This is a genomic window from Caulobacter sp. 10L414, assembly GCF_056395525.1.
Window position 1 is genome coordinate 26,793 of the sequence record NZ_JBFTJR010000014.1, and the last position, 12,143, is coordinate 38,935.

The window sequence follows — 12,143 nt, forward strand, 5'->3', positions numbered from 1 at the left end:
ACTCCGGGAAACTTCGAGCGCGACCGTAGAAACCTCCGCCGAGATACGCAAACTTCGCACGCCGTTCGGTGGCTAATGTCGATTCCCCGCCAGAAACAGAACAGGAACATGCTATAGCCACCGCGATGGTTCCGGCCGACCTGCTTCCCCCGCGTTTTTCCGAGTGGTTCGCCGCCCGCGGCTGGTCGCCGCGCGCCCACCAGCTGGCGATGATCGAGAAGGCCAAGGCCGGCCGCGACGCCCTGCTGATCGCCCCCACCGGCGGCGGCAAGACCCTGGCGGGCTTCCTGCCCAGCCTGATCGAGCTCGCCGAACGGGCGCCGCGCAACACCCCGGCCGGAATCCACACCCTCTACATCTCGCCGCTCAAGGCGCTCGCCGTCGATGTCGAGCGCAACCTGATGACCCCGATCCGCGAGATGGGCCTCTCCATCGTCGCCGAGAGCCGCACCGGCGACACCGGCGAGAGCCGCAAGGCCCGCCAGCGCATCCGGCCGCCCGACATCCTTTTGACCACGCCCGAGCAGCTGGCGCTGTTCTGCGCCTGGGAGGGCGCGCGGGAATACTTCGCCGACCTGTCGTGCGTGATCGTCGACGAGGCCCACGCCATGTGGCCCTCCAAGCGCGGCGACCTCCTGGCGCTGGACATCGCGCGCCTGCAGACCTTCGCGCCGCGGCTGCGCCGGGTGGGGCTTTCGGCGACGGTGGATGATCCGGATCTGGTGAGGCGGTGGCTGGGACGCGGCGTAGCTGAAAAGGAACCTCCCCCCGTGGGGGAGGCGGCGCTTCGCGCCGGTGGGGGGGCGGTTTCAGCTTCCGAGACGCCAGAAAAACTCCCCCCTCCGATCGCTACGCGATMGCCTCCCCCACGGGGGGAGGTTCCCGGTTCGGTCGACCTCGTCCTCGGCTCGGGCGGCGCGCAGCCGGTCGTGGAGGTTCTGGTCTCCGGCGGCCGCGTGCCGTGGGCGGGGCACACCGCCCAGCACGCCATGGCCGAGGTCTACGAGATCATACGCCAGTCGCGGACCGCCCTCGTCTTCGTCAACACGCGCTTTCAGGCCGAGTTCGCCTTCCAGGAGCTGTGGAAGCTCAACGACGACGGCCTGCCGATCGCCCTGCACCACGGCAGCCTGTCGGCCGAGCAGCGGCGCAAGGTCGAGGCCGCCATGGCCCGCGGCGACCTGCGCGCCGTCGTCTGCACCTCGACCCTGGACATGGGCATCGACTGGGGCGACGTCGATCTCGTCATCCAGCTGGCCGCGCCCAAGGGGGCCTCCAGGATGGTCCAGCGGATCGGCCGCGCCAATCACCGGCTGGACGAGCCCAGCCGCGCCCTGTTCGTGCCCGCCAGCCGCTTCGAGATGCTGGAGTGCCGCGCCGCCGCCGACGCCATCCTGGAAAACCACCTCGACGGCGAGCCGGCCCGTGTCGGCGCCCTCGACGTCCTGGCCCAGCACGTCATGGGCTGCGCCTGCTCCGAGCCCTTCAGGCTGGTCGACCTCTATGACGAGGTTCGCAGCGCCGGCCCCTATGCCGACCTGTCGTGGGAGGACTTCGAGACCGTCGTCGATTTCGTCTCCACCGGCGGCTATGCGCTGAAGACCTACGACCGCTTCCGCCGGATCGTCGAGGACAAGGACGGCTTCTGGAAGGCCCGCAACGCCCAGGTCGTCCAGCGCCACCGCATGAACGTCGGGGCCATCGTCTCGCCGGCCGTGGTCAACGTCCGCATCGGCGGCGGCCGTCGCCCTATGGGCGGGCGCAAGATCGGCGAGGCCGAGGAAGGCTATTTCGAGCAGCTGACGCCGGGTGACACCTTCGTGTTCGCAGGGCAAGTCTGGCAGTTCAACAGCCTGGTGGGCGCCGACGCCTATGTCAGCCCAGCCCCGGCCAAGGACCCCAAGATGCCCAGCTGGGGCGGCTCGAAGTTCCCGCTGTCGACCTATCTGGCCAGCCGCGTGCGCAAGATGATGCACGACGAGGCCGAGTGGACCGCCCTGCCCCCCGACGTGCAGGAGTGGATGGCCTACCAGAAGGCCCGCTCGCTGATCCCCGACGAGGACGAGATGCTGCTGGAGACCTTCCCCCGCGGGAAGCGGTTCCACATGGTCATGTACCCGTTCGAGGGACGGCTGGCCCACACCACCCTGGCCATGCTGCTGACCCGACGGCTGGACCGGCTGGGCGTCGGCCCGCTGGGCTTCGTCTGCAACGACTATGCGCTGAACATCTGGTCGCTGCGGCCGATGGACGAACTCGACCTGCCTGACCTCTTCGACCAGGACATGCTGGGCGACGACCTCGAGGACTGGCTGAACGAGAGCTTCCTGATGAAGCGCGCCTTCAAGGCCTGCGCCCTGGTCGGCGGCCTGATCGAGCGGCGCTATCCCGGCGAGGAGAAGTCGGGGCGGCAGGTCACCTTCTCGACCGACCTGATCTATGACGTGCTGCGCAAGCACCAGCCCGATCACCTGCTGCTGCGCTGCGCCCGCGCCGACGCGGCGACCGGCCAGCTGGACGTGGCGCGCCTGGGCGACCTGCTGGCCCGCATCAAGGGCCGTATCCGCCATGCGGCGCTCGACAAGGTTTCGCCCTTCGCCGTGCCGATCATGCTGGAGATCGGCCGCGAACGCGCGCCTGGCGACGCGGCCGGCGAGATGATCCTGGCCGAGGCGGAAGAAGACCTGATCGCGGAGGCGCTCTCCTGATGGGGTACATGGCTTGACGAAGTTCCAGCTCAGTGACTGTGGAGGGCTCGCCGTCCTGCTGGCCGGGCGGACGGTGCTGCTGCGCGGCTCCGGCGCCCTGTGGCTGGCGTCCGAGCGCGCGCTGGTGGTCGCTGACCTGCACTTCGAGAAGGGCTCGTCCTACGCCGCGCGCTTTGGCCAGATGCTGCCGCCCTACGACACCCGCGAGACCCTGACCCGCCTGGAGGCCGAGGTGGCGGCGCTGGAGCCGGCGACGCTGATCTTCCTAGGCGACAGCTTCCACGACGGCGCGGCCGAGGACCGCCTGGCGGCCGACGACGCCGACCGCCTGCGCGCGCTGGCCGTCGGCCGCGACCTGATCTGGGCGGTGGGCAACCACGACGTCGACGGCCCCCGCGCCCTGCCCGGCCGGATCATCGACGAGATGGCCATCGGCGGCCTGATCCTGCGCCACGAGCCCGAGCCCGGCGTCCAGCCCGGCGAGGTGGCCGGCCACCTGCACCCGGCCGCCCGGGTCTCCAGCGGTCGCGGCAGCGTGCGCAAGCGCTGCTTCGTCACCGACGGCCAGCGCCTGATCCTGCCGGCCTTCGGCGCCTATACCGGGGGCCTGAACATCCTGGACCAGGCCTTCGCCGACCTGTTCGCCGCCCCGCCCCTGGCCGGGGCGCTGGGCGGCAGACGCGTGCACGCGGTGGGGCCAAGGTCGCTGCGGCCCGACTGACGCAAGCTAGGCCCTGGGATCGCCCGGGCGCCCGGCGGCGTTTGCCCGGAAACGTCCACCCCGGGAGACCCCGCCCCATGCGCCCGCTGATCCCGAGCGTCGCCGCTTTTCTGGTCCTGTCGGCCTGCGCCAGCAATCCCGCCCCGCGCGACACCGTCGCCAGGCTCGACGCCAGCCATCCGCGCTATGACAGCGCCAAGTGCCGCAAGGCCCGCGCGGAAGCCGAACAGTACAACGAGCACCGCATCTTGCGCGCCGTGGTGGGCGTGGGCGGCAACGTGGTGGTCCCGTTCGCCGGCGCCGCGGCCGGCACGGCCCTGACCCACCGGCTGGAAAAGAAGAAGGCCAAGCTGAACCACGCCGTGGCCTCGGCCTGCCTGAGCGATCCGCTGGCGAGAAAGGCCGTGGCCGCGCGGTAGGCCCGGCGCGGGCTTCACGCGCCGCCCAGAAAGCGCTTCACGCCTCGGGCGCGCGGCCGATACTGTCGCCACGGCGGCGGTGGGGAGGCCCTTCATGGCCTATCTGTTCGGGGCGTTGATCTGCCTCTTGGCCTCGGCCGCGCCCTACGCGCTGCTCATGCAGCTGTCGGTGGGCGCTGGACGGGCGGAGTTCCACGTTTCGTGGTTCGTCTTCTCGCTGGCGATCAGCGCCGTCGGGCTGGTGTTCTGCGGCCTGGGCTGGAGGCGAGCACGCATCGCCGCGGCGCTGCTCGGGCTGGCCCTGCTCGGCCCCGGCGCCTTGTCGGTGGTGCTGCTTCGGGAGGGCTTGGCCTAGAGGGCCAGCGCCTGTTCCAGCGCGAAGGCCAGCGACAGCGCCGCGCCGGTGGTCAGCAGGGTGCGCAGGCGCGGACGCCAGGCGGGGCCTTCGTGGCTGGTGACGTCCCACAGCCATTGCAGCAGGAACACGAACAGGAAGCCGGAAAGCTGCCAGGCGGGGCCGAAGCGCTCGGCGCCGAGCATCAGCGCCACCCCGGCCAGCGGCGGCAGCAGCGAAAGGCCCAGCGTCGCCCAACGCGGTCGCAGATGGTCGATCTCCAGCCCGCAACGCACGCCGCCCAGATAGGAGAGCATGGCAGTCGAATAGGCCAGCAACGCCACCAGCGCAGGTCCGCGCTGTCCCTGCGGTCCATAGCAGAACAGGCCGGACGCTATGACGAAGGGCGCCAGGGTGCACAGGCCGAACACCCATACGGCGCGCGGAACAGGCACGCGTTCGGTCACGTGGTCCGTCATCAGCTCGTCACTCCTCCGGCAGGTCCGAAGACCTTCCCCCGCCCCGTTCGCGATCGCCAGCGTCCCGGCCGACCGCGCAAACCCTAGTCCAAACCGGCCCTTGGATTGTTTCACCCGGCCCGGTTTGCGTCGAAACGGTGACTATTACCGAGGTCGGCGCCCAGGTCCACGCCGGAAGTAGACAGCAAAACGCCCCCGGAGCGGGCTCCGGGGGCGTTTTTCGATCGACAGAGGCCGGCGCGCGGTCAGCGCGCGAAGGCCGACAGGCGGCTGAGGGTCTCGCCGTCCAGCGCGCCGGAGGCCGGCAGGTTCTGGTCGCGCTGATAGGCCTGGATGGCCATGCGCAGGGCCGGCGAGGAAACGCCGTCCTTGGGACCCTGATAGTAGCCCAGGCTGGAAAGGGCGCGCTGGGCCGTGGCCATGCCGGTCGACGGCGCGGCGGCGGTCGCCACCTGGGTGGTGCGCGGCGCGGCGGCCAGACGCGAGCGGAAGGCTTCCGCCGAGCGTTCGGCGATGCGCTGGCTTTCCGGCGTCAGCTGGCCGCGCAGCGCCGTGGCGCGGCCGCGGGCGTCGACGTCGCCGGCGCGGGCCGCGATCAGGTACCAGCGATAGGCCTCGGCCGGGTTCTGGGCGACGCCGCGGCCGTTCTCGTACAGCTGGGCCAGGTTGAACTGGCTGTCGACGAGGCCGGTCTCGGCGGCCTTGCGGAACCAGTTGGCCGCCGTGGTCAGGTTCTTGTCGCCGCCGTCGCCGCGATAGGCGAACAGGGCGATGTTGTGCATGGCGCTGGGGTCGCCGCCTTGGGCCGCGCGCTCGTACCAGCGACGGGCCTCGGCCATGTCCTTCTTGACGCCGCCCTCGCCCATCTCCGCCATCTTGGCCAGCAGGAACTGGGCCTTGGGCTGGCCAAGGTTGGCCGCCTTGCGCAGCAGCGCGATGCCGCCGCGGTCTTTGGCTTCCAGGCGGCTGACCGCTTCGGCCAGCAAGGCCGAGCCGTCGTCGACGGCGGGGGCCTCGGCTTCGGCGGCCGTCGCGCCCGACTGGGCGGCGCCCGGCTGAGCGGCCGGCGTCACCACGGCCATGGCCACGCGCGGCTGGGCCGGGGTGGTGTCGGCCTCGCCGGTCTTGATCTCGACGTCGGCGGCGCGGCCGGCGATGGCCCGGGCCACGCGGTCGTTGAGCGGACCCTCGCCGTCCTTGGGCAGCAGGGTCAGGCCGGCCGTACCGACACCCAGGGCCGCCGCGCCGGCCGAAACCAGCAGCGCGGTGACCAGGGTCGAGGACGAGCGCTTGTCCTTCTTCTGCAGCGCCTTGCCGAAGCCGGCGAACAGCGACTTGGCGGCGGCCTTGTCGGCCTTGGTCTTCGCCTTGGCCTTGGTTTCGGCGCCGGCGGCCGCGGCGCGGGCGGCGGCGCGGGCCTGCTCGATGACCTCGCGGGTCGACAGAGCGCGCGGCGGCGCCATCGGCAGTTCGGGCTCGGGATCGAAGGCGTCGGCCTCGAACGACGGCGCCTCGACCTGCGGGGTCGCGGCGAAGCCGTCGGCGGCCTCGAAATCCTCGTCGGCGAAACCGGGCGCCTGGGGCTCCTCGACCGGGAAGCCGGCGTCGAAGCCGCCCGAGGCGGACCAGCCGGTGTCGACGGTCGGGGCCTGGGCGGGCGCCGCGACGGCGGCCGGCGCGACGGGCGCCTGGAAGCCGGACTGCGGGAAGGCCGGCTGCTCGAACACGTCCTCGGAGACGGCCTCGCCGCCGAACGAGAAGCGATCGGTGTCGAAGGGCGACGGCGCGGGCGCGGCCTGGCGGGCCGGAGCCGGCGCGGCAACGGGCGTCTCGGCCAGGCGACGCTGAGCGTCGGCCAGGCGGGTGTCGATCTTCTCGCGCGCCTCGTCCAGCAGGCGGGCGGTGCGCTCTTCGGACTGGCGGATACGGTCGATCAGTTCCTGCGAGCTGCGCTCGGCGCGCTGGTTCAGCCGATCGGTAACCCTAACCACCTGGTCGCCGACATCGTCGATGGCCAGGGCGTTGCGGCGCTCCGAGGCGCTGATGCGCTCGGCCAGCTTCTCGGTGATGCGGGCGATCTCGACGCCCAGCTTTTCCAGGGCCTGGGCCTGGACGCTGTCGGCGCGGTTCAGCTTGTGCTCGACGCTGGAGGCGATGCGCGCCACCTCGCCGCCGACCTGCTCGATGGCGTTGGCCTGGCGGGCTTCGGAGGTCTGGATACGGCGGTTGAAGGCGTCGGCCAGGCCCACGACCTCGCGGCCCATGCGCTCGATCGCCTGGGCCGAACGCTGCTCGGCGGCCTGGATGTGGGCGGTCATCTCGCCCAGCTTGCGCTCCATGCGGTCGAAGCGGCCGTCGGCCGTCTCGCGCAGCTTGGAGGCCATCTCGACGCGGGCGGCCTCCATCTTGGCCGACAGGCTGCCGGCCAGTTCCTCGAGACGCTTCTGGGCGCTGCCGCCCTCGCCCTCGACGGCCGACAGGCGGGTGTCCAGGGCCTGGAACGAGCCGCCCAGCTGCTGCAGCGCCTCGGCGGTGCGGGCCTCGGCGGCTTCCAGACGCTCCTGCAGGCGGGCGACAACCTCGTCGACCAGACCGGCGGCGGGCGCGGCGTCGCGGGCGGCGACCTTGGCTTCCAGAGCGGCCAGGGTCTCGCGGGTGCGGCCCTCGCCTTCGTAAAGATGGTTGGCCACGCGGCCGACGGCGTTCTCCAGCGCGCGCAGGGCCTCGGCCGAGCGGGGGCCGGCGGCTTCGTTCTCGATGCGGCGCAGGCGCTCGGCGTTGCGGGTCTGCTCGGTCTTGATCTCGTCGGCCAGGCCTTCGAAGCGGGCGGCGACGGCGATCTGCTCGCGTTCGGAATGCGACAGGCGCTGCAGCGCGCCGCGCACGGACTGGTCGATGCCGGTGATGGCCTGGGCCGAGCGGGCCTCGGCGGCCTCAATGCGCTGGGTCAGGCGGTCGAGCGCCGACGCCATGCGGCCCACCTCGTCGGCGGGATGCTCGGGCGCCTCGATGCGCGGCGGCGCCTCGGCGCGATCGGCCTCAAGGTAAACAGAGCGGCCGTTCGAACGGCCAGTATCGTTAACAGGATCGGCGGGAGGCGCGTCGAAACCGGCGGAATCACCCTCGATGATCATCCGGTTCAACCACTCGCCAAGGGTCATGCCCGAGCGACGGGCCAGGTCCTTTGCGACCTCCCGTGCCTTCGGGTCGATTCCCTTTACGCTCCATGGCGCTGCAGCAGTCATGCGAATCGCTCTCCCCGCACCTGGGGACCCACGCTAGTCACCGATTCCTAGCGTGTAAACGCGACGAGAAACGCTAGATTTAGCGTTCCTGTGGACAGGTTAACAGACACAGTTACCAAGGTATGTACAGATGATTTGGTTCCCATGTGTTAATGCGGATTAACCTATTGCCAGGCCGATTGTCGCAGGCCATCTGCGCCCCATGGACATGATCCCGACCCTGATCGCGGGCGCGACGACTATCGCCCTCACCGTGCTGTTCGGCTGGCTGGGCGCGCGCCCTTCCAACCCCGCAAAGGGTCCGCGCATGGCGCCGTGGCGTCCGCTGATGATGGCGAGCGCGGTGGCGACCCTGCTTCTGGCCGCTCACGCGCTCAATCTGCTGGGCCTTAAGACGGGCGACCCGCGCTATTAGGCCGCGGCCGTTTCGTCAGGCCGGACATGCCGCCTGACGACAGGAGACCGATGTCGGCGAGCAGGAAAGGGATGGCCCAGCGGCGAGGCGCGGCAATGTAGCGCGGCTGCCAGACGGGGTCGTACTTGTCCTTGTAGCGCCGCACGCCCTGGAAATTGTAGATGCCCTCGCCCCGCTCGTAGAGCAGGCGGCCGACGCGCGACATGATCGGGGCCAGCGGACGGTCGTCCAGGCCCGCCAGCGGGGCCATGCCGAACTCGAACGCCGTGTAGCCCTCCGCCTTGCCCCACTGCAGGAGCTCGACGAACAGGTAGTCCATGATGTTCTTGGGCGCCTCGTCGGAGTAGCGCATCAGGTCCATCGAGAACGACGCCTTGTGAGCCGTGGTCCACAGGGTGGCGAACGCGACGATGCGGCCTTCCGAACGCACCAGGGCGACGGGGAACTCGGCGACGTAGCGCGGGTCGAACCCGCCCATCGAGAAGCTCTTCTCCCCGCCGGCGTGGTGGGCCAGCCAGGCGTCGGAGATCACCCGCAGCTCGGCCATCACGGTCATGGCCGCGCCGGCCGGCAAAACCTCGAAGGCCGCCCCGCCCTCGCCCGCCTTGCGCCAGTTGCGACGCAGGACCTCGCGGCGGCGACCGGCCAGGGAGAAGCTCTCCAGCGGCACGATGGCGCTTTCGCCGGTCTTCTGGATCGCCAGACCCAGGTCGACGGTGTCGGGCAGGTCTTCCGGGCCCAGGGCGTAGAAGCCGGCCCGCGCGGCATGGGCGTCGGCCAGTTCGCGGAAGCGCCAGAACAGCTCCATGCGCTCGTCGTGACGACCGATCGGCGGCCCCAGCGCGATCCACGAGCGGCGACGCACGCCGAACATCAGGAAGCTCTCGCCCGAGGCCGAGAACAGGAAACGCTTGTCGCCCAGCAGGGCCAGGTTCGAGGCCGGTTCGGCGGCTTCGGCCTTGGCCAGGATGGCGCGCACGCGGTCGAAATCGGGGTCGGTGTCGTCGACGACCGGCGGCGTGGCCGGGGTGGCGATCAGCCGCCACACGCCGATGCCCATCAGGACCACCGCCGCGGCGATCGACGAGCGGATGGCGCGCGCGGCCTCGCGGTCGCCCATGATCCGCATCCACGAGCGGTCGGCGTACTCGACGTGGTTGAACATCCACCAGCCCAGGAACGCCGCCCCGCCGATGGCGGCCGCCGCCGACAGCAGCCAGCCGGGCGTGATCTCCATGCGCGACAGGGCCGCCTTACGCGGGAAGGCCTCGTGGAACGGCAGGATGGCCACGAAGAACGCGGTCAGGGTCGCCGTCTCTTCCCAGTTCAGACCCTTGAAGATGGCCAGCACCGCGCCGGCGGCCAGCATGACGAGGCTGGCCCACCAGGCCGCGTCGAGACGCGCGCGCAGGCCGAAGGCCAGCAGCACCAGAACCAGGCCAATGATCGACGAGACGAAGTGGCTGATCTCGATCAGCGCCGACGGGGCGAAGGCCAGCAGGATGGCGAAGCGCGTCGGCTCCGACGGGGTCGCGCCGGACGCCAGCAACAGCACGCCGGCCGAGGCGGCCAGGATGGCCGCGAGAGTCGGTGCGACCGCCAGCGCGGCGGGTCTCAGTTCTGGCGCGGACATCAAGACCCCTGAACGGCGAATCCCGGACCGGGAAACGTCATCGGCGCTTCTATAACGCGTCCGGGACGTTCTCGTCGCGCACGGCGATGCGAACGATTGTTTGAATCGACTTGCTCCCCGCGTTCCGTGGCGTAGTCTGGGCGCCGAAGCGGGCCGCCAAGCGCCCGGCACGATCCAGGGAGAGCCCGCCATGGCCGACTTCGGCGCCACCGAACTCGACACCTTCCGCGCCGAGACGCGCGCCTGGCTGGATGCCAACTGCCCGCCGTCGATGCGCACGCCGATGACGGACGAGAAGGAAGCCCCCTGGGGCGGCCGCAAGGCGGAATGGAAGAACCCCGACGCCAAGCTCTGGCTCGACCGCATGGCCGACAAGGGCTGGACCGCCCCGATGTGGCCTGCCCAATACGGCGGCGGCGGCCTCTCCAAGGCCCAGAACAAGGTGCTCGAGCAGGAACTGCGCCGCATCAAGGCCCGCCCCGCCCTGATGAGCTTCGGCGTCTGGATGCTGGGCCCGGTCCTTCTGGAATACGCAACCGAGGAGCAGAAGCAGCGCTTCCTGCCCGGCATCGTTCGCGGCGAGACCCGCTGGTGCCAGGGCTACAGCGAGCCGGGCGCGGGCTCCGACCTCGCCAGCTTGCAGACCAAGTGCGAAGACAAGGGCGACCACTGGCTGATCAACGGCCAGAAGGTGTGGACCAGCTATGCCGACCAGGCCGACTGGATCTTCTGCCTGGTGCGCACCGACACCTCAAAGAAGCACGAGGGCATCTCGTTCGTGCTGTTCGACATGACCTCGCCCGGCGTCGAGGCCCGGCCGATCAAACTGATCAGCGGCTCCTCGCCGTTCTGCGAGACCTTCTTCGACAATGTGAAGGTTCCCAAGGAACAGCTGGTCGGCAAGGTCAACGGCGGCTGGGAGATCGCCAAGCGCCTCCTGCAGTACGAGCGCCAGAACATCTCGGCCTCGGGCTTTGGCGGCAACGCCGGGCTCGACGTGGCCGAAACCGCCAAGGCCCATGTCGGCGTCGACAGCGAAGGCCGCATCGCCGACGGCGACCTGCGCGCCCGCATCGCCGCCCACAAGATGGACGCCCACGCCTTCCTGCTGACCGTCCGCCGCGCCGAGGCGGAATCCAAGACCGGCTCGGGGCCGAGCGCCGCCGTCTCGATCATCAAGTACGCCGCCGCCAAGATGAACCAGGAGCGCACCGAGCTTCTGGTCGAGGCGCTCGGTCTCCAAGGTCTTGGCTGGGAAGGCGAAGGCTTCGCCCCAGACGAGATCGCCGCCCTGCGCGCCATGCTCCGCGCCAAGGGCAATTCGATCGAAGGCGGCACCAGCGAGGTCAATCTGAACGTCGTGGCCAAGCGCGTGCTTGGCCTGCTCGATCACCAATAATGGTCCACCTCTCCCAGAGGGAGAGGGAGGGGCCCGTCGCGAAGCGATGGGAGGGTGAGGGGTTACGCCTCATGCCGTCCTCCCCCCTCATCCTCCCACGCCTGCGGCGCGGGCCCCTCCTTCTCCCCATGGGAGAAGTGTAGAAATGCGCCACGCAACCGTGATCGGGATCCAGTCATGATCGAGTTCTGGTACGAGTTCGCCTCCACCTACTCCTACCCCGCCGCCATGCGGGTGGAGCACCTGGCCGCCCAGGCCGGGGTGGCGGTGCTTTGGCGCCCGTTCCTGGTCGGGCCGCTGTTCAACGAGCAGCAGGGCCTGACCGACAGCCCGTTCAACGCCTTCCCGGTCAAGGGCGACTACATGTGGCGCGACCTGCAGCGGGTCTGCGACCGCGAGGGCCTGCCGCTGCACCATCCCAGCCAGTTCCCGCGCAACAGCCTGCTGGCCGCGCGCGTGGCGATCTGCGGGCTGGAGGACGGCTGGACGCCGGCCTTCAGCCGCGCCGTCTACCAGGCCAATTTCGTCGACGACCTCGACATTTCCAGCGCCGAGGTTCTGGCCACGCTGATCGCCGGCGTCGGCGCGGGGCCCGAGCACGTCCTGGCCAAGGCCGCCTCGGCGGCGGTCAAGGACCAGCTGAAAGACCACGTGCGCCAGGCCCGCGAGCGCGGGCTGTTCGGCGCCCCTTCCTTCGTCACCGCCGACGGCGAGCTCTTCTGGGGCAACGACCGTCTCGAACAGGCCCTCGACTGGGCCGTCCGCCATCAAGACATGGAGAGCGCCTGAC

10 protein-coding genes are annotated in these 12,143 nt (G+C 70.4%); 7 read left to right on the plus strand and 3 right to left on the minus strand.

What is annotated here, in order from left to right; all coding sequences use genetic code 11:
- Positions 1-125 precede the first annotated feature (125 nt).
- From AC1DCG_RS07805 to AC1DCG_RS07820, 4 genes are all read left to right on the plus strand, one after another.
- Positions 126-2,708 (plus strand): ligase-associated DNA damage response DEXH box helicase, encoded by a 2,583-nt coding sequence (locus AC1DCG_RS07805; protein WP_477041441.1) that lies wholly within the window; start codon positions 126-128, stop codon positions 2,706-2,708.
- A gap of 13 nt (positions 2,709-2,721) precedes the next feature.
- Positions 2,722-3,429 carry a ligase-associated DNA damage response endonuclease PdeM gene (gene pdeM, locus AC1DCG_RS07810; RefSeq protein ID WP_477028966.1) on the plus strand — a complete coding sequence of 236 codons (708 nt, stop codon included), beginning with the start codon at positions 2,722-2,724 and terminating at the stop codon, positions 3,427-3,429.
- Positions 3,430-3,506: 77 nt separating this feature from the next.
- Positions 3,507-3,848: a hypothetical protein gene (locus tag AC1DCG_RS07815; protein ID WP_477028967.1), complete on the plus strand. Its 342-nt coding sequence runs from the start codon at positions 3,507-3,509 to the stop codon at positions 3,846-3,848.
- Positions 3,849-3,942: 94 nt separating this feature from the next.
- Positions 3,943-4,203, plus strand: a complete 261-nt coding sequence (locus AC1DCG_RS07820) for a hypothetical protein (RefSeq protein ID WP_477028968.1) — start codon at positions 3,943-3,945, stop codon at positions 4,201-4,203.
- Here AC1DCG_RS07820 and AC1DCG_RS07825 read toward each other — a convergent pair.
- Both AC1DCG_RS07825 and AC1DCG_RS07830 read right to left on the minus strand, forming a co-directional pair.
- Positions 4,200-4,661: a DUF3429 domain-containing protein gene (locus AC1DCG_RS07825; RefSeq protein ID WP_165260392.1), complete on the minus strand. Its 462-nt coding sequence runs from the start codon at positions 4,659-4,661 to the stop codon at positions 4,200-4,202. The genes AC1DCG_RS07820 and AC1DCG_RS07825 overlap by 4 nt on opposite strands.
- Before the next feature lie 245 nt (positions 4,662-4,906).
- Positions 4,907-7,795, minus strand: a complete 2,889-nt coding sequence (locus tag AC1DCG_RS07830; RefSeq protein ID WP_477029000.1) for an SEL1-like repeat protein — start codon at positions 7,793-7,795, stop codon at positions 4,907-4,909.
- Positions 7,796-8,108: 313 nt separating this feature from the next.
- Between AC1DCG_RS07830 and AC1DCG_RS07835 the strand changes: the two genes are divergently transcribed.
- Entirely contained in the window at positions 8,109-8,321 is a 213-nt protein-coding gene (locus AC1DCG_RS07835) for a hypothetical protein (RefSeq protein WP_477028969.1), read from the plus strand.
- Here AC1DCG_RS07835 and AC1DCG_RS07840 read toward each other — a convergent pair.
- Entirely contained in the window at positions 8,296-9,954 is a 1,659-nt protein-coding gene (locus AC1DCG_RS07840) for a phosphatidylglycerol lysyltransferase domain-containing protein (RefSeq protein WP_165260398.1), read from the minus strand. The two genes, AC1DCG_RS07835 and AC1DCG_RS07840, sit on opposite strands and share 26 nt — an antisense overlap.
- A gap of 190 nt (positions 9,955-10,144) precedes the next feature.
- On the opposite strand from AC1DCG_RS07840, the gene AC1DCG_RS07845 reads away from it, so the two are divergent.
- Both AC1DCG_RS07845 and AC1DCG_RS07850 read left to right on the plus strand, forming a co-directional pair.
- The gene (locus tag AC1DCG_RS07845) at positions 10,145-11,353 is read left to right on the plus strand and encodes an acyl-CoA dehydrogenase family protein (RefSeq protein WP_477028970.1); all 1,209 of its coding nucleotides are present in this window, start codon (positions 10,145-10,147) and stop codon (positions 11,351-11,353) included.
- Positions 11,354-11,530: 177 nt separating this feature from the next.
- Complete coding sequence (locus AC1DCG_RS07850) at positions 11,531-12,142, plus strand: 2-hydroxychromene-2-carboxylate isomerase (protein WP_165260402.1); 612 nt, start codon at positions 11,531-11,533, stop codon at positions 12,140-12,142.
- Position 12,143 lies beyond the last annotated feature (1 nt).

Excerpts from the sequence above, each read along its gene's own strand:
- AC1DCG_RS07815 (WP_477028967.1), top strand. The coding sequence starts at position 3,507 with ATGCGCCCGCTGATCCCGAGCGTCGCCGCTTTTCTGGTCCTGTCGGCC.
- AC1DCG_RS07845 (WP_477028970.1), top strand. The coding sequence starts at position 10,145 with ATGGCCGACTTCGGCGCCACCGAACTCGACACCTTCCGCGCCGAGACG.
- AC1DCG_RS07840 (WP_165260398.1), bottom strand. The coding sequence starts at position 9,954 with ATGTCCGCGCCAGAACTGAGACCCGCCGCGCTGGCGGTCGCACCGACT.
- AC1DCG_RS07835 (WP_477028969.1), top strand. The coding sequence starts at position 8,109 with ATGGACATGATCCCGACCCTGATCGCGGGCGCGACGACTATCGCCCTC.
- AC1DCG_RS07850 (WP_165260402.1), top strand. The coding sequence starts at position 11,531 with ATGATCGAGTTCTGGTACGAGTTCGCCTCCACCTACTCCTACCCCGCC.
- AC1DCG_RS07825 (WP_165260392.1), bottom strand. The coding sequence starts at position 4,661 with ATGACGGACCACGTGACCGAACGCGTGCCTGTTCCGCGCGCCGTATGG.
- AC1DCG_RS07820 (WP_477028968.1), top strand. The coding sequence starts at position 3,943 with ATGGCCTATCTGTTCGGGGCGTTGATCTGCCTCTTGGCCTCGGCCGCG.
- AC1DCG_RS07830 (WP_477029000.1), bottom strand. The coding sequence starts at position 7,795 with ATGATCATCGAGGGTGATTCCGCCGGTTTCGACGCGCCTCCCGCCGAT.